At 56.1% G+C, this 16,525-nt stretch carries 14 protein-coding genes and 1 tRNA gene; 1 reads left to right on the plus strand and 14 read right to left on the minus strand.

Annotated elements, in window-relative coordinates; translation table 11 throughout:
- Window positions 1–36 precede the first annotated feature (36 nt).
- From rnr to nnr, 13 genes are all read right to left on the minus strand, one after another.
- Entirely contained in the window at window positions 37–2,478 is a 2,442-nt protein-coding gene (gene rnr / locus ACOTY5_RS15350; protein WP_032104769.1) for a ribonuclease R, read from the minus strand.
- Between the two features lie 38 nt (window positions 2,479–2,516).
- Window positions 2,517–2,942: a nitric oxide-sensing transcriptional repressor NsrR gene (gene nsrR / locus ACOTY5_RS15355; protein ID WP_003855998.1), complete on the minus strand. Its 426-nt coding sequence runs from the start codon at window positions 2,940–2,942 to the stop codon at window positions 2,517–2,519.
- Window positions 2,943–3,134: 192 nt separating this feature from the next.
- Window positions 3,135–4,433: an adenylosuccinate synthase gene (locus tag ACOTY5_RS15360; RefSeq protein WP_003855997.1), complete on the minus strand. Its 1,299-nt coding sequence runs from the start codon at window positions 4,431–4,433 to the stop codon at window positions 3,135–3,137.
- Between the two features lie 104 nt (window positions 4,434–4,537).
- Entirely contained in the window at window positions 4,538–4,735 is a 198-nt protein-coding gene (locus tag ACOTY5_RS15365; protein WP_003855996.1) for a DUF2065 domain-containing protein, read from the minus strand.
- Window positions 4,736–4,806: 71 nt separating this feature from the next.
- Complete coding sequence (gene hflC / locus ACOTY5_RS15370; protein ID WP_003855994.1) at window positions 4,807–5,811, minus strand: protease modulator HflC; 1,005 nt, start codon at window positions 5,809–5,811, stop codon at window positions 4,807–4,809.
- Window positions 5,812–5,813: 2 nt separating this feature from the next.
- Window positions 5,814–7,073, minus strand: coding sequence for an FtsH protease activity modulator HflK (hflK, locus tag ACOTY5_RS15375; protein WP_003855992.1), 1,260 nt, complete (start codon window positions 7,071–7,073; stop codon window positions 5,814–5,816).
- A 56-nt stretch (window positions 7,074–7,129) separates the two neighbouring features.
- On the minus strand, window positions 7,130–8,410 hold the full coding sequence (hflX, locus tag ACOTY5_RS15380; RefSeq protein WP_003855991.1) for a ribosome rescue GTPase HflX: 1,281 nt from the start codon (window positions 8,408–8,410) through the stop codon (window positions 7,130–7,132).
- 74 nt (window positions 8,411–8,484) lie between these two features.
- The gene (gene hfq / locus ACOTY5_RS15385) at window positions 8,485–8,796 is read right to left on the minus strand and encodes an RNA chaperone Hfq (protein WP_003855990.1); all 312 of its coding nucleotides are present in this window, start codon (window positions 8,794–8,796) and stop codon (window positions 8,485–8,487) included.
- Between the two features lie 85 nt (window positions 8,797–8,881).
- Entirely contained in the window at window positions 8,882–9,832 is a 951-nt protein-coding gene (gene miaA / locus ACOTY5_RS15390; protein WP_023302956.1) for a tRNA (adenosine(37)-N6)-dimethylallyltransferase MiaA, read from the minus strand.
- On the minus strand, window positions 9,825–11,669 hold the full coding sequence (gene mutL / locus ACOTY5_RS15395; RefSeq protein WP_045141832.1) for a DNA mismatch repair endonuclease MutL: 1,845 nt from the start codon (window positions 11,667–11,669) through the stop codon (window positions 9,825–9,827). Before mutL ends, miaA begins: the two co-directional genes overlap by 8 nt.
- Before the next feature lie 9 nt (window positions 11,670–11,678).
- The gene (gene amiB / locus ACOTY5_RS15400) at window positions 11,679–13,019 is read right to left on the minus strand and encodes an N-acetylmuramoyl-L-alanine amidase AmiB (RefSeq protein ID WP_023295800.1); all 1,341 of its coding nucleotides are present in this window, start codon (window positions 13,017–13,019) and stop codon (window positions 11,679–11,681) included.
- 16 nt (window positions 13,020–13,035) lie between these two features.
- Entirely contained in the window at window positions 13,036–13,497 is a 462-nt protein-coding gene (gene tsaE / locus ACOTY5_RS15405; RefSeq protein WP_003855970.1) for a tRNA (adenosine(37)-N6)-threonylcarbamoyltransferase complex ATPase subunit type 1 TsaE, read from the minus strand.
- Window positions 13,490–15,013 carry a bifunctional ADP-dependent NAD(P)H-hydrate dehydratase/NAD(P)H-hydrate epimerase gene (gene nnr / locus ACOTY5_RS15410; RefSeq protein WP_045141831.1) on the minus strand — a complete coding sequence of 508 codons (1,524 nt, stop codon included), beginning with the start codon at window positions 15,011–15,013 and terminating at the stop codon, window positions 13,490–13,492. Before nnr ends, tsaE begins: the two co-directional genes overlap by 8 nt.
- On the opposite strand from nnr, the gene queG reads away from it, so the two are divergent.
- Window positions 15,012–16,151, plus strand: a complete 1,140-nt coding sequence (gene queG / locus ACOTY5_RS15415; protein ID WP_421631965.1) for a tRNA epoxyqueuosine(34) reductase QueG — start codon at window positions 15,012–15,014, stop codon at window positions 16,149–16,151. The genes nnr and queG overlap by 2 nt on opposite strands.
- Before the next feature lie 270 nt (window positions 16,152–16,421).
- On the opposite strand, the gene ACOTY5_RS15420 is transcribed toward queG, so the two are convergent.
- Window positions 16,422–16,497: transfer RNA gene (locus tag ACOTY5_RS15420), tRNA-Gly, on the minus strand.
- Window positions 16,498–16,525: the final 28 nt, after the last annotated feature.

Genomic DNA, 16,525 nt, shown 5'->3' on the forward strand with positions numbered 1-16,525 from the left:
CTCTCCCGTTGGGGAGAGGGTCAGGGTGAGGGGAAATTACTCCGCCTGCTGTTTCTTCGCCGCGCGCTTCGCTTTGGTCGCGGCCGCTATTTTTTGGGTCTTGGTCGACGGTTTTTTCGCTTTACGAGCGTCTTTTTTCGCCGCCTTGGGCTTCTGTTTCTTCTCGCCACGGAAAGCACTGTCTGGCTCAAAGTTTACTCTTTTACCTGCCTGACGTCGCTTACCGCCCGCTTTACCGTTACCGCCTTTTTTCGCTTTCTCACGCTCGGTTTTGCCGACGTTACGCGGAGCACGCTCGCTGGAGATGAGGCTGAAGTCGATTTTACGGTCGTCCATATTCACGGCTTCAACCTTCACTTCCACCCGATCGCCCAGACGGTAGGTCTGGCCGCCGGATTCGCCGATCAGACGTTGTCCGACCTGGTCGAAGCGGTAGTAATCGTTATCGAGGCTGGAAACGTGCACCAGACCGTCGATAAACAGCTCATCCAGACGCACGAAGAAGCCAAAGCCGGTGACGCTGGCAATCACGCCTTTAAAGACGTTACCCACCTGATCCAGCATAAAGTCACACTTCAGCCAGTCCGCCACGTCGCGCGTCGCTTCATCCGCACGACGCTCGGTCATGGAACAATGCTGGCCCAGTTGCAGCATCTCTTCCATGGAGTAGTGATACCCTCCGGTTTCGGTCGTGTTGCCTTTATGACCCTGCTCGTGCGCCAGCAGATACTTGATCGCACGGTGCAGGGACAGATCCGGATAACGGCGGATCGGCGAGGTAAAGTGCGCGTACGACTGTAACGCCAGACCAAAGTGGCCCCGGTTTTCAGGATCGTAAATCGCCTGCTTCATGGAGCGCAGCAGCATGGTTTGCAGCATTTCCGCGTCAGGACGATCGCTGATGGATTCCAGCAGCTCGGCGTAATCGCGTGGCTCAGGCTTATTACCGCCAGGCAGCTCCAGACCGAGTTCAGCCAGCACGGAGCGGAACGAGGTTACGGCCTCCGTGGTTGGCTTGTCGTGAATACGGAACAGCGCAGGCTCTTTGGCTTTCTCAACGAAACGTGCCGCCGAGATGTTCGCCAGGATCATACACTCTTCAATCAGCTTGTGCGCATCGTTACGCTGAGTCTGTTCGATACGCTCGATACGACGCTCAGCGTTAAAGATAAACTTCGCCTCTTCACTCTCAAACGAGATCCCACCGCGCTCTTCGCGCGCCTGATCCAGCGTTTTGTAGAGGTTGTGCAGCTCTTCGATGTGTTTGACCAGCGGCGCGTACTGTTCGCGAAGATCCTGATCGCCCTGCAACATATGCCAGACCTTGGTATAGGTCAGGCGCGCATGAGAACTCATCACCGCTTCGTAGAACTTATAGCCCGTCAGACGTCCCTTGCTGGAGATGGTCATTTCGCAGACCATACACAGGCGGTCCACCTGCGGGTTGAGGGAACACAGGCCGTTGGAGAGCACTTCTGGCAGCATCGGTACAACCTGCGACGGGAAGTAGACCGACGTACCGCGGCTGCGCGCTTCGTTATCCAGCGGCGTGTGCGGACGCACGTAATAGCTCACGTCTGCAATAGCCACCCACAGACGCCAGCCGCCACCGCGTTTTTTCTCGCAATATACGGCATCATCGAAGTCACGGGCGTCTTCACCATCAATGGTGACCAGCGGCAGATCGCGCAGATCCACGCGGCCTGCTTTGGACTCTTCCGGCACTTCTTCACGCAGGTTTTCAATCTGATCTTCAACCGCTTTCGGCCAGACATACGGAATTTCATGGGTACGCAGCGCCATATCGACGGCCATGCCGGTGCCCATGTTATCGCCCAGCACTTCGACGATTTTACCCACCGCTTTGGTGCGACGAGTTGGGCGCTGGGTGAGTTCCACCACCACCACAAAGCCCATGCGTGCGCCCATCACCTCTTCAGGCGGGATGAGAATGTCGAAGCTCAGACGGCTGTCATCCGGCACCACAAAGCCTACGCCCGCATCGGTAAAGTAACGGCCAACGATCTGGCTGGTTTTCGGCACCAGCACGCGGACCACGCGCGCTTCGCGGCGGCCTTTACGGTCTGCACCCAGCGGCTGCGCCAGGATCTGGTCGCCGTGAATACACATCTTCATCTGTTCGGATGAGAGGTACAGGTCGTCTTTACGGCCTTCCACGCGCAGGAAACCAAAACCATCACGATGACCAATAACGGTGCCTTTCAGCAGGTCGAGGCGCTCTGGCAGCGCGTAGCACTGGCGACGAGTAAAGACAAGTTGCCCGTCACGTTCCATGGCGCGCAGGCGGCGGCGAAGGGCTTCAATTTGCTCTTCACCTTCTATGTTCAGTTCAACGGCAAGTTCTTCACGATTGGCGGGTTTTTCGCGTTTTGTTAAGTGTTCAATGATGAACTCGCGGCTGGGGATAGGATTCGCGTATTTTTCGGCTTCGCGTTCCTGGAAAGGATCTTGTGACATGTCGGTTCCTCCGTTGTCAGCTCCGGTGGAAATTTTCTTCATTCCACCAGCAATAATTTATAAAGCGGTTGATTCTCTTCAACCAAATCGGCCAGCGTGTAGTTATCCAGTTCCTTGAGAAAACTTTGCACGGCCTTTGAAAGCGCCTGTTTCAGGCGGCAAGCGGGCGTAATGTGGCAGAACGCGCTGCTACAGTTCACCAGAGAGAGCGGCTCCAGTTCACGTACCACATCGCCAATACGGATACTCTGCGCCGGTTTACCGAGACGGATCCCTCCATTCTTCCCGCGGACGGCAGCAACGTATCCGGCACGACTAAGTTGATTGATTATTTTGACCATATGATTACGGGACACACCGTACACCTCTGTGACTTCAGAGATGCTGGTCATCTTCCCATCGGGTAACGACGCCATGTAAATCAGCGCGCGTAAGCCGTAATCGGTGAAACTTGTTAACTGCACATCAACCTCAGGAAAAAGGGAAAACGCGGTCAAACCGCAGAGATATTCATTAATGATGATAAACCAGCCAGATAGTTAGCGGCTAATTTATTTGACAGACGGGGCGAAAAAGCGGAGATCCAGGAGCGGTCGCCGGATGGCGCTGCGCTTATCCGGCCTACGGGTTTCCCCGCAGGCCAGCAGTCACGAAGATTATGCGTCGAACGGGTCGCGCAGGATCATCGTTTCAGTACGATCCGGGCCGGTAGAAATAATATCGATCGGCACTTCGGTCAGTTCTTCAATGCGCTTGATGTAGTCCAGCGCGGCTTTTGGCAGGCCACTACGCTCTTTCACACCAAAGGTAGTCTCAGACCAGCCCGGCATGGTTTCGTAAATTGGCTCAATGCCTTCCCAGTCGTCAGCAGCCAGCGGAGTGGTGGTCACTTCGCGGCCATCAGGCATACGGTAGCCTACGCAGATTTTTACTTCTTTCAGGCCGTCCAGTACGTCCAGCTTGGTCAGGCAGAAGCCAGACAGGGAGTTGATCTGCACTGCGCGACGTACGGCAACGGCGTCCAGCCAGCCGGTACGACGACGACGACCGGTGGTCGCGCCAAACTCGTTACCCTGCTTGCAGAGGAACTCGCCGGTCTCATCAAACAGTTCGGTCGGGAATGGACCTGCACCCACGCGAGTGGAGTACGCTTTGATGATGCCCAGAACGTAATCGACATAACGCGGGCCCAGACCGGAGCCGGTTGCCACGCCACCCGCGGTGGTGTTAGAGGACGTTACGTACGGATAGGTACCGTGGTCGATGTCCAGCAGCGTACCCTGCGCACCTTCAAACATGACGAAATCGCCACGCTTGCGCGCCTGGTCCAGCAGATCGGACACATCAACAACCATACCGGTCAGAATATCAGCAATCGCCATGACGTCATCCAGCACTTTCTGGTAGTCAACGGCTTCGGCTTTGTAGAAGTTCACCAGCTGGAAGTTGTGATATTCCATCACTTCTTTCAGTTTTTCAGCGAAGGTCGCTTTGTCGAAGAGGTCACCCACGCGCAGACCGCGACGAGCCACTTTATCTTCGTAAGCCGGGCCGATACCACGACCGGTGGTGCCGATCGCTTTCGCGCCACGCGCTTTTTCACGCGCCACGTCCAGCGCCACATGATAATCCAGGATCAGCGGGCAGGCTTCGGAGAGCAGCAGACGCTCACGAACAGGGATACCACGGTCTTCCAGACCTTTCATCTCTTTCATCAGCGCTGCTGGAGACAGCACAACGCCGTTACCGATGATGCTGGTGACGTTTTCGCGAAGAATGCCTGATGGAATAAGATGGAGGACGGTTTTTTCACCGTTGATTACGAGAGTATGGCCTGCGTTGTGACCGCCCTGGTAGCGTACAACATATTTAGCCCGTTCAGTCAGAAGATCAACAATCTTCCCTTTACCTTCGTCACCCCATTGGGTGCCCAGTACGACGACGTTGTTACCCATTTTTTTCAAAATCACCGTTTGCTTAAAAATGGATTCTACCATCGCTTTTTCAGATATACAGCACTTTTTGACCCTAAAATATGCCAATTGCGGTTAGTTTTTGATCAGCCAATCGTTTTCCTCAACATGTAGTAGATAACGATACCGGCAACCACAAGACCACCGCCAAAACGACGCAAAATATTGTCCGGGAGTTGGCTCATTGTCGCGATCATCCGGCGCCATGCGCGCGGATAAAGCATCGGGCCGAGGCCTTCCAGCACCAAAACCAGGGCCAGTGCGAGCCAGATCGTGGAATTCATTTTGGTTCCTTATAAAAGAAAACCACCGCTCCGTGAAGAGCGGTGGTTTGAATACTCAAACGAGCCTGAGTTTATCGCGTTGCGTTGGTCGGCGTCTTCATATAACGGAAGAAATCGCTGTCCGGGCTGAGCACCATCACATCCTGGTTGCTCTTGAAGCTATTCTCGTAAGCGCGAAGGCTACGGATGAAGGCGTAGAAGTCTGGATCCTGGCTGAATGCATCAGCAAACAGTTTCGCCGCTTCGGCATCACCTTCACCGCGCAGGATACGACCCTGGCGCTCAGATTCCGCCAGCGTCTTGGTGACTTCATAGTCCGCTGCCGCGCGCAGTTTTTCCGCTTCTTCCTGACCCTGTGAACGGTGACGACGGGCTACCGCTTCACGCTCGGCGCGCATACGGTTGTAGATCGCCTCGGACACTTCCGCTGGCAGGTTGATCTGCTTGATGCGCACATCAACCACTTCGATGCCCAGCGCCGCCATACTGTTCGGGTTGATCACCGGCACTTTACCGTTGGTTTCAGCCTGAACACGTTCAGCCGCTTTGGCAATCGCATCGTCTGCCGCCGGGGTTTCAACTTCATCCTCGGTGCCCGCAGAGCCGGAGTTCAGCGCATCACGCACTTCCAGCGTCAGACGACCACGGGAGTCGGTCACAATGTCTTTCACATCCAGACGACCAATTTCAGAACGCAGACGGTCAGAGAACTTACGTTTCAGCAGCACTTCTGCCTGAGAAACGTCGCCACCCCCGGTTGCCAGGAAGTAGCGGCTGAAATCGCTGATGCGCCATTTGATATAGGAATCAACGATCAGGTCTTTCTTCTCTTTAGTCACGAAACGATCGGCCTGGTTATCCATGGTCTGGATACGCGCATCGAGCGTTTTCACTGACTGAATGAACGGGATCTTGAAGTGCAGACCCGGCTCATAAATCACCGGACGCTTGTCGCCGTCACGCACGACGCTGCTGAACTGGAACTTGATCCCACGCTCGCCCTCTTTCACCACAAAGATGGAGGTGTAGAGCACGACCAGTACGATGATGATGATCGCAATAACTGACTTACGCATCCTTATTCCCCCTGACGCTGGTAGTCGTTACGCTGCGCGTTAGCACGGCGTTGGTCCATAATGTCACCATCGTTCGAAGAAGGCGTTGTGTTCGCGCTGGCGCTGCCAGACGAGGCCGGTGGCAGACGCAGCAGGTTGTTCGCACCGCTGTTGTCTTTTGCTGCCGGTGCAGAACCGCCTTTCAGCATCTGATCCAGCGGCAGGACCATCAGGTTTCCGCCTTTGTTGTCGTTAACCAGCACTTTACGCGTATGGCTCAGCACTTTTTCCATGGTCTCGATATAGAGACGCTCACGGGTAATTTCCGGCGCGGCTTTATATTCCGGCAGGATCTTCGCAAAGCGAGCCACTTCACCCTGTGCTTCCAGGATGGTCTGGGTCTTATACGCACGCGCTTCTTCCAGAATACGCTGCGCCTGACCGTTTGCACGCGGCTGAACTTCGTTGGTGTACGCTTCCGCTTCACGGATGTACTGCTGTTCGTTTTCACGCGCGGCAATCGCATCGTCAAACGCGGCTTTCACCTCTTCCGGCGGACGTGCAGCCTGGAAGTTGACGTCCAGCAGGGTGATACCCATGTTGTACGGACGAATGGTCTCTTCCAGCTCACGCTGGGTATCGCTACGAATAACGGTACGACCTTCGGTCAGGATACGGTCCATGGTGTATTTGCCGATCACGCCACGCAGGGCACTGTCGGTCGCCTGACGCAGGCTGTCATCGGCGCTGGTCACGCTAAACAGATAACGTTCCGGATCGGTCACGCGGTACTGTACGTTCATCTCAACGCGCACCACGTTCTCGTCAGAGGTCAACATCACGCCAGAGGCGGCCAGTTCACGGACGGACTCCACGTTAACCGCGGTCACGTCATCAATGAAGGTCGGCTTCCAGTTCAGGCCCGGTTCAACCAGATGGCTGAACTTACCGAAACGGGTGACCACGCCGCGTTCTGCTTCTTTAATGGTGTAGAACCCGCTGGCTGCCCAGATGATTACCACCGCAGCGGCGACAATGCCCACCACGCGGCCACCCATTGGCGGGCGCGGACTCTGAGTGGAATTGCCACCCGAGCCAGAACCTTTTCCTCCGCCAAGGCCACCAAGCTTTTTGCTCAGTTTGCGGAAGATATCATCCAGATCCGGCGGCCCCTGCTCGCGACCACCTTTGTTGCCATTTCCCCCAGAGTTGCCGCCTTGATTATTGCTGCTTCCCCACGGGTCGCGGTCTTGTCCGTTATTACCGGGCTGATTCCACGCCATGTATATGCTCCATATTTGTTATGCAAGGGCGAATTTTTCAGGCTTCCCCTTTCTGATCAGACGATATAGTCCGCCAGCGCAGGTTCTTGTTTACAGAGGCGACGCCAGTCAACGATCGGCATACGCACCTGCATCCCCACGCTGCCGTCATCCTCCATCCACTCTTTTTCTATCGCCTGAAGCTGATAAAACCGGCTGCGCAGCCTGCCTTCCTGTGGCGGCAGTCGCAGCGTGTGCTGAGCTACCTCACCGGAAAGACGTTCTGTCAAAGCCTGGAAAAGCAGTGGCACACCAATCCCGGCCTGAGCAGACAGCCAGACCCGAATCGGTTTGTTCTCTTCGTCTCGGTCGATACGCGGTTCGAAATCGTCCAGCATATCGATCTTGTTCATCACCAACAGGGTGGGAATTTCGTGGGCGTCGATCTCTTCGAGCACCACGTTCACCGCGTCGATGTTCTCCTGCACGCGTACGTCAGCCGCATCAATCACATGCAGCAGCAGGGTCGCCTGACGCGTCTCCTGCAACGTCGCTTTAAACGCCGCGACCAGATCGTGCGGCAGATGGCGGATAAACCCTACGGTATCCGCCAGCACCGTTTCACCCACGTCTGCGACGTCAATACGGCGCAGGGTTGGGTCCAGGGTCGCAAACAGCTGGTCTGCGGCATACACCTGGGCCTCGGTTATCTGGTTAAACAGGGTGGATTTACCGGCGTTGGTATAACCCACCAGCGACACCGTTGGGATATCGGCTTTCGTTCGCGCCCGACGCCCCTGTTCGCGCTGTTTCTCTACACGTTCCAGACGTGAAAGGATCTGGGTTATACGCCCACGCAGCAAACGGCGGTCGGTTTCGAGCTGGGTTTCACCCGGGCCGCGCAAACCAATCCCGCCTTTTTGTCTTTCAAGGTGTGTCCAGCCACGCACCAGACGCGTCGCCAGATGGCGCAACTGCGCCAGCTCAACCTGCAACTTACCCTCGTGGGTACGCGCACGCTGAGCAAAAATATCTAAGATCAACCCCGTGCGATCGATTACACGGCATTCGCAGAGAGCTTCCAGGTTACGTTCCTGAGCCGGAGACAGCGCATGATCAAACAGCACAACGGATGCGCCGGTTGCTTTTACGGCATCCGCAATTTCAACTGCTTTACCTTCACCAACAAAGTACTTCGGGTGCGGCGCTTTACGGCTACCGGTAATCACCTGCATTGCTTCGACACCGGCGGAAGAGACCAGAGATTCAAACTCCTGGAGGTCTTCCATATCTTTGTCTTGCGAAAAATAGATGTGTACCAGCACCGCCTGCTCACCGGCGTCATAACGGTCAAACAAGCGTAAACCTCTCTAAAAAGATCAGCGGGGAACGCAGGATCCCTGGCTCCCCGTGTGGATAACAGCCCAAAACCTTATTCGGTTTCTTCGCTGTCCTGCGCTGGTGTTGAAGAACCCTGCGCGTTGCTGCCGTGATGGTAGTTACTGCCAGTGCCGCCGCCAGCGTTATTGCTGTGATGAGATACCGGACGGGACGGAACAACAGTAGAAATCGCGTGCTTATAGACCATCTGGCTGACCGTGTTTTTCAACAGGATCACGAACTGATCGAAAGACTCAATCTGACCTTGCAGCTTAATACCATTCACCAAATAAATAGAAACTGGAACACGCTCCCGACGCAATGCGTTCAGGAACGGATCTTGTAAAGATTGCCCCTTAGCCATTCTATCTTTTCCTTATATGCTTGTTTTGTACTTAGAACCTTGCGATTCTGAAAAATTGCGCACGATACGGTTTAATTGTACACATTCAGTCAGCGATATCACCAATAACCTCAATCACTTCGTTTAACGCCTGTTGTGGTTTTTCACTGTCTAACCAGTGAACACCCTCCCAACCGCGTAACCAGGTGATCTGGCGCTTCGCTAACTGTCTCGTGGCGCAAACACCTCGATAAACCATTTCATCGTATGAAATCTCACCTTCAAGATACGACCACATCTGGCGGTATCCCACACAACGAATGGAAGGCATGTCCGTATGCAAATCTCCACGGGCAAAAAGCGCCCGCACTTCTGCTTCAAAATCTGAAGCCAACATCTGATGAAAACGCTGCTCAATTCGTTGATGGAGCAGTTCACGGCTCGCCGGGGCGATGGCGAACTGATGCACCTGATACGGCAGAGCGTCTCCTGACGTTTGCGTCAGTTCCGTTAAAGTTTTACCCGAAATGAAAAAAACTTCCAGTGCCCGGGAAAGCCTTTGCGGATCGTTTGGGTGGATCCGCGCTGCGGCAACCGGGTCAATCTCTTCCAGTTGCCTGTGCAAAGCGTCCCACCCCTGCTCTGCCGCCTGCCGCTCAATCTTCGCTCTCACTTCCGGATCGGCCGATGGCAGAGGCGATAACCCCTCCAGCAGCGCCTTAAAGTAGAGCATCGTGCCGCCAACTAACAGCGGTATGCGTCCCGCGGCGGTAATCTCGGCCATCTCGGCTAAGGCGTCGCGGCGAAAATCTGCCGCGGAGTAAGCCTGTGCCGGGTCGAGAATATCCAGTAAACGGTGCGGTGCCGCACGCAGTTCGTCTGCGTTGGGCTTCGCCGTGCCGATGTCCATCCCTCGGTAAATGAGGGCTGAATCAACGCTAATCAACTCTACTGGCAAAACTTTACGTAACTCAATGGCTAACGCCGTTTTGCCGGAGGCCGTTGGCCCCATTAAAAAAATCGCCTTTGGCAGGCTCGCCTTACTTACTTCAGTCATGTTTCAGGGCGGTCATCGCCGTTTGTAAATCAACAGGTTGTAACAAACCACCTGGAGGCGCTTTCACCAGCTGTGGACAGAGGCGCTCCACCTCCGCCAGAACGGTAATCGCCTGCGCCATACTCCACGGTGCATGCTCGCTGGCCAGATGGCGGGCGATCCACTGCGCGGTATCGGCGGCATCAAACGTCGTTTGCTGCGCCAGGTAGCCTATCAGTTCAGGAATCAAGTTTTGTAAATTTTGTTGGCGTAAGGGTAAAGGCACTGCGCGAATTGTCACATGCTGCGCGTCCAGTACGATTTCAATCCCCATTTCGGCCAGTTGCGTCTGCACGCGCCGCAAAACCCCTGTTTCTTCAGGGGATATTTTCAGGCGAACGGGGATCAACAGCGGCTGCGCGCAGGCGGCATTCACCCCCGGAGTTAACTGCGCCTGTTTGAGCCAGCGCTCCGCCACGGAAAGCGCCAGCAACAGGAGTTTACCTTCGCGTTCAAGCAATGCCATGTCGGGGGCAATAATGGTCAATACCCGACCAAAACTCTGGCTATGCCCATCCAGAGAAGGGGTTGAAACCGTGATGTGCTCTTTATGCTCCACCGCCGGCGTATCCAGCAGTTTGCGGTACAGCGCCCCCTGCTGTTTGTGATAGCCCGGCTGAGCGTTGGGATAGTTGGCGCCGGTTGGTCGCGGCGCGTTGCCCGCCGGGGATAAACGTGGAGCAGCCGTCTCGCGCGCTACCGCCGGTTCGGCAAAATGGTTACGCCCGGCCGCCACGCGGTTTTCCGGCAGTGGGCGCGGCGCGGGTTCTTCTTTTGCCAGCGGCAACTCTGGCTCTGCCTGCTGCTGCAATACAGCGGCAACGCCCTGGTAGATGAAATCATGCACCAGGCGCGACTGGTGGAAACGCACCTCGTGCTTGGCGGGGTGCACGTTAACGTCGACCTGGTGCGGGTCGATCTCCAGATAAAGCACAAAGGCGGGTTGTTGATCGGCGCCGAGCTTATCTTCGCAGGCCTGTCGAATAGCGTGGTTAATCAGGCGGTCGCGCATCATGCGGCCGTTGACGTAGCAATACTGGATTTCTGCGAACGCGGCGCTGCTGGCGTTCGGATCGGCAACCCAGCCGCGCAGGGCCAGATCGCCATGCTGCCACTCAATGGCCAGCGCTTTTTCCAGAAACGGTGTGCCGCAGATGGCGCCCAACCGACGCTCCTTTTGTCCACCCTCCGCCACTGCGCGGTACTGGCGCATCACCTTACCGTTATGGCTGAGGTTGAGGGTGACATCAAAGCGCGCCAGCGCGATGCGGCGGATGATCTCGTCGATATGTCCGAATTCGGTCTTCTCGGTTCGCATAAACTTGCGCCGGGCGGGCGTGTTATAGAAGAGATCCAGCACTTCAAGCGTGGTGCCTACCGGGTGCGCCGCAGGTTTAACCGTGACGTCCATATCACGCCCTTCGGCGTAGGCCTGCCAGGCTTCCTGCTGGTCGGCCGTGCGGGAGGTCAACGTTAAGCGGGAAACGGAGCTGATACTGGCCAGCGCTTCGCCGCGAAAACCCAGGCTGATAATCGCTTCCAGATCGTCAAGTGAGGCAATTTTACTGGTGGCATGACGCGCTAGCGCCAGCGCCAGCTCGTCCTTTTTGATGCCACAGCCGTTATCACGAATGCGGATAAGCTTTGCGCCCCCGCGTTCGATATCAATATCAATGCGGGTCGCCCCTGCATCGAGGCTGTTTTCCACCAGTTCCTTCACCACCGACGCAGGGCGTTCCACCACCTCACCGGCGGCGATTTGGTTCGCGAGCTGCGGCGGTAGAACCTGAATCGGCATGAACTCTCCTTAATTAGTCGCGGTCATCTCACCCGGCAGCGCGGCGCTTGCCGTCTGGGCGGCCCCGCCCTGCGGCGCAGACTGAAGCGGATGCGCGTCAAAGTATTTACGCAGACCGTTATAAATCGCTTCGGCAATTTGCTGCTGATAGCTGTCGCTGCCCAACAGGCGCTCTTCGCCGTTGTTACTGATAAAGCCCGTCTCTACCAGAATCGACGGAATATCCGGCGAACGCAGGACACCGAGGCTTGCATGCTCAGGGCGACGCTTATGCAGCGATCCAATGCTTTGCAGCTGACTCAGTACGTTAGTGGCGACATCATACCCGACGCGCTGAGAATGACCGAACTGTAAATCCAGCACCGCCTGGCTGAGATACGGATCGGCCTGGCTGTTTGCCAGCACATCGCCTGCCCCGCCTAACAGTTCAGACTGCTTCTCGTGCTCTTCAAGCCAGTTCGCCATTTCACTGTTGGCGCGACGGTTCGACAGCACCCATACCGACGCGCCGGTGGCGTTACGGTTCGGCGCAGCATCCGCGTGAATCGACACCAGGAAGTTGGCGTTTTGCTTACGCGCCACATCCGAGCGTCCCATCACTGAAATAAAGTAATCTCCGTCGCGGGTCATGACCCCTTTAAACATCGGATCGTCATTCAGAAGCGCACGCAGCTTACGGGCAATGGCGATAGTGACGTTTTTCTCCCGCGTGCCGCCCGGGCCAATCGCGCCAGGATCTTGCCCGCCGTGTCCGGCGTCGATGGCGATAATCACTTTGTCGCCACTGACCGGCGTACGCCGCGCGCTGACCGCCGGACGCGTCACCGTGTTGCTGCTGGTCACGGCGGTAAGTCGGTCATTTTGTGATTTAAACGGATTACGGGCTGGCTCAGACGGCCTTGGGGTATAAACCGGCGCCTCCACGCGTTTTGCTACAACAGGTGCAGGCGGTGGCGGGGGCGGAACATCAGCATTAATGGTAAAGACCACCGTATAATTGGCGCCGTTTTGCTGCTTAACCGCCTTCGTCTTGCCCTTTTCGGTGAGATCGACCACCAGACGCAGAGACTGCGCATCCTTCGGCGTCCCCGAACGGATGCTTTTCACCAGATTGTTGCCGCTGAACTGGAGCGGCAGCCCCTGGATCACTCCGGTCTGTTTAATATCGAGCGCCACGCTGCGGCTGTCGATTTGTGAGAAAGCATATTCAGGATCGCCCATAAAGCTGAACGTAATACGGGCCTGGCTATCGCCATTCGACACCTGAATATCCGAGAGGCTGGCCGCCCCGGCCTGCGCGCACAGCAGGACCGTGGCAGCCAGCACCCAACCTTTAACGCGATTAATCATCCCGTTATCCCTACGCTCAACCGGCTAAACGCGCCAGTAAGGAACAGCCTGATGAGGAAACCGCACTGATGCGCGCCTCACGCCCTTGTGCCTGGTAATCTAAGTGAATTTCGACATCCGGGTCAGGCAGCACACCCGCACCTTGTTGCGGCCACTCCACCAGGCAGATGGCGTCGTTGGCAAAGTAATCGCGGATCCCCATAAATTCCAGCTCCTCAGGATCCGCAAGACGATATAAATCAAAGTGGTACACCATGATATTTTCAAGCGTGTACGGTTCTACCAGCGTATAGGTCGGGCTTTTTACGTTCCCGTTATGGCCTAACGCCTGCAAAAAGCCACGGCTGAAGGTTGTTTTACCCGCGCCTAAATCACCATACAGATAAATGACGGTCGCCCCCTGACAGGCCTGCGCCACGCGCTTGCCGAGATCTAAAGTGGCTTGTTCATCAGGTAAAGGAATCGCTCGATTAGTCATTTTCTACGTCAATCACATCCGGGTTAACAACACGCCGCAGCGTGCAAAAAAGATCGGTGGCCAGCATTCCGCGCGTTCCGTAACGAGCAGCCAGCCTGTCAGCCGCCGCACCGTGGGCCACGCAGCCGGCACAGGCTGCATCATAAAGGGGAAGTTTCTGTCCAAGCAATGCGCCAATGATGCCAGAGAGCACATCGCCCATGCCGCCGCTCGCCATGCCTGCATTACCGGCATCAACGATGCCCATCGCACCATCGCTGGCGATAACGGTCCCCGCCCCTTTCAAAACGGCAACACCTCCGTAACGTTTTACCAGACGTTGGGCTGAAAGTAAGCGATCGCTTTCAATTTCTGCCACGCTACAGTTAAGCAGCCGTGCGGCTTCGCCGGGGTGCGGCGTCAGAATGCGATTGTGACGCTTATCCGGGTTTATTGCCAGAAGGTTAAGCGCGTCGGCATCCCAGAGCATCGGTTTACGAAAATTCTCGGCCTTTTGCAGGGCCTGTTTACCCCACTCCTGCTGACCCAGGCCCGGACCAATGACCACCACGTCCGCCCACTCAAGACCCTCTTCAATCGCCTGCGGGGTAAGCTCGTGGACCATCAGCTCCGGCCGCGCGGTAATAATGGGCGGGATGTTTTCGCTGCGGGTCAGCACGCGTATTAATCCGGCGCCGCTGCGCAACGCGGCCTCTCCGGTCATACGAATCGCACCTGCCGTGCCGCGATCGCCGCCGATAATCAGCAGTCGGCCATGGTCGCCCTTATGGGACGTGGGACGGCGCGGCGGCAGCCACTGTGCAAGCAGGGAGGCATCAAAGCGGGTGATGTGGGTATCCTGTCCGGCCAGCCAGTTTTCCAGCCCCAGGGCGTTGTGGTGTAACGTGCCCACGACATCCCGCGCTTTACCGGTCAGTAAACCCGGCTTCAGGGCGATAAAGGTCACGGTGCGCGCCGCCTCAATCGACACGCCCGGCGTCACGCCGGTTTGCGCCATCAGGCCGGAGGGAATATCCAGCGCTACCACCGGGGCGGGGTGCGCATTAGCGCGCGTAATCAGCGCGGCGACGTCATCGCGAGGCGCGCGCATCAGTCCCGTCCCCAGCAGACCGTCAACAATCACGTCGACATCCTCGGGCCAGACGATATCAGGCGCATGAATAATGCCCCCCGCATTCAGCCAGGCCTCTCTCGCCATGCCCGCTTCTTCCGGTAACGGCTTGTCGCTCTCCAGCGCCAGCAGGGTGACGCGCAGTCCCGCCGCCACCGCAAGACGAGCCACCACATAACCATCGCCACCGTTATTGCCGTGTCCGCACAGGACTAGATAGTGCGAAGCCTCCGGATAAGCCGTACGCGCCACGTTAAACGCCGCCTCGCCCGCGCGCTGCATCAGTTCGTAAAGGGTAATGCCGAGGCTATCTGCGGCCTCTTTCTCGGCCCGACGGAGGTCATCCGCATGCCAGATGGAATGTGGTATACTTGCGGGGTTTTTCTTCACAGTATGGTCCGTCATGTCACAGCCCCTCGATCTCAATGAATTAGCGCAAAAAATAAAACAGTGGGGTGCTGAACTGGGCTTCCAGAAGGTCGGTATTACTGACACCGACCTCTCTGCCAGCGAGCCTAAGCTCCAGGCATGGCTGGATAAACAATACCACGGCGAGATGGAGTGGATGGCGCGTCACGGTATGATGCGTGCCCGCCCCCACGAGCTGTTGCCGGGTACGCTGCGCGTTATTAGCGTACGCATGAACTATCTGCCTGCTAACGCGGCCTTTGCGCGCACGCTAAAAAATCCTTCGCTGGGTTACGTCAGCCGATACGCTCTGGGACGTGACTACCATAAACTTCTGCGCAACCGTCTAAAAAAGCTCGGGGAAACCATTCGGCAGCACTGTGTTTCGCTGAATTTTAGACCCTTTGTCGATTCTGCGCCTATTCTTGAGCGCCCGATCGCCGAAAAAGCCGGGCTCGGCTGGACAGGTAAGCACTCACTTATCTTAAGCCGCGACGCGGGCTCATTCTTTTTCCTGGGTGAACTGCTGATTGATTTACCCCTGCCGGTAGACGGTCCGGTGGAAGAAGGCTGTGGTCGCTGTGTGGCCTGTATGACCATCTGCCCAACGGGCGCTATTGTCGAACCGTATACCGTTGATGCGCGCCGCTGTATCTCTTATCTCACTATCGAGCTGGAAGGCGCCATTCCAGAGGAATTTCGTCCGCTTATCGGCAACCGCATCTACGGCTGTGATGACTGTCAGCTGATTTGTCCGTGGAACCGTTATTCACAGTTGACGGACGAAGAAGACTTCAGTCCGCGCAAGGCGTTACATGCCCCGCAGTTGATCGAACTGTTCGCCTGGAGCGAAGCCTGGTTCCTGAAGGTGACGGAGGGTTCCGCCATACGTCGTATCGGCCACCTGCGCTGGCTGCGTAATGTGGCCGTTGCGCTGGGGAATGCCCCGTGGGATGAAGCAAATCTTCAGGCGCTCGAAAGCCGTAGAGGTGAGCACCCACTTCTTGATGAGCACATAGAATGGGCGATTGCGCAGCAAATTGAGAAGCGAAATGCGGGTGTGGTTGAAGTGCAGTTACCGAAGAAACAGCGCCTGGTCAGGGTGATTGAAAAAGGGCTGCCGCGGGATGTGTGATATATTCACAGGCTGTGAATAAAAATAAGAATTCAGGCGCCATCAGCTCTGGCAAACAGGTCAAGTGATCTCAATAACATTTTGAAATCAAATTTTCTTCATAAATTACAGGGAATTACGAAGATATTATTCACCCTGCTAACATTTCGTACAGACTGGTTTTAACACGGTTTCTGTGGATAACTCTGTTCACAAGAGTATTTCAGACATAATAGAAAACGTCCCCAACGAAGCACTTCGCTGTGGATAATCTGGAGATGAAGAAGAATTTGGAGCGGGAAACGAGACTCGAACTCGCGACCCCGACCTTGGCAAGGTCGTGCTCTACCAACTGAGCTATTCCCGCTTGGGTGTTCTGGTGCTATGCGTATCTT

The sequence above is a fragment of the Enterobacter cloacae complex sp. SHL018 genome (assembly GCF_049237905.1).
GTDB lineage: Bacteria > Pseudomonadota > Gammaproteobacteria > Enterobacterales > Enterobacteriaceae > Enterobacter > Enterobacter hormaechei_C.

What these genes read in the sequence shown, in the direction of transcription:
- rnr (WP_032104769.1), bottom strand. Translation starts at nt 2,478, where the DNA reads ATGTCACAAGATCCTTTCCAGGAACGCGAAGCCGAAAAATACGCGAAT.
- ACOTY5_RS15360 (WP_003855997.1), bottom strand. Translation starts at nt 4,433, where the DNA reads ATGGGTAACAACGTCGTCGTACTGGGCACCCAATGGGGTGACGAAGGT.
- ACOTY5_RS15365 (WP_003855996.1), bottom strand. Translation starts at nt 4,735, where the DNA reads ATGAATTCCACGATCTGGCTCGCACTGGCCCTGGTTTTGGTGCTGGAA.
- hflC (WP_003855994.1), bottom strand. Translation starts at nt 5,811, where the DNA reads ATGCGTAAGTCAGTTATTGCGATCATCATCATCGTACTGGTCGTGCTC.
- hflK (WP_003855992.1), bottom strand. Translation starts at nt 7,073, where the DNA reads ATGGCGTGGAATCAGCCCGGTAATAACGGACAAGACCGCGACCCGTGG.
- hfq (WP_003855990.1), bottom strand. Translation starts at nt 8,796, where the DNA reads ATGGCTAAGGGGCAATCTTTACAAGATCCGTTCCTGAACGCATTGCGT.
- miaA (WP_023302956.1), bottom strand. Translation starts at nt 9,832, where the DNA reads ATGACTGAAGTAAGTAAGGCGAGCCTGCCAAAGGCGATTTTTTTAATG.
- mutL (WP_045141832.1), bottom strand. Translation starts at nt 11,669, where the DNA reads ATGCCGATTCAGGTTCTACCGCCGCAGCTCGCGAACCAAATCGCCGCC.
- amiB (WP_023295800.1), bottom strand. Translation starts at nt 13,019, where the DNA reads ATGATTAATCGCGTTAAAGGTTGGGTGCTGGCTGCCACGGTCCTGCTG.
- tsaE (WP_003855970.1), bottom strand. Translation starts at nt 13,497, where the DNA reads ATGACTAATCGAGCGATTCCTTTACCTGATGAACAAGCCACTTTAGAT.
- queG (WP_421631965.1), top strand. Translation starts at nt 15,012, where the DNA reads ATGTCACAGCCCCTCGATCTCAATGAATTAGCGCAAAAAATAAAACAG.
- nnr (WP_045141831.1), bottom strand. Translation starts at nt 15,013, where the DNA reads ATGACGGACCATACTGTGAAGAAAAACCCCGCAAGTATACCACATTCC.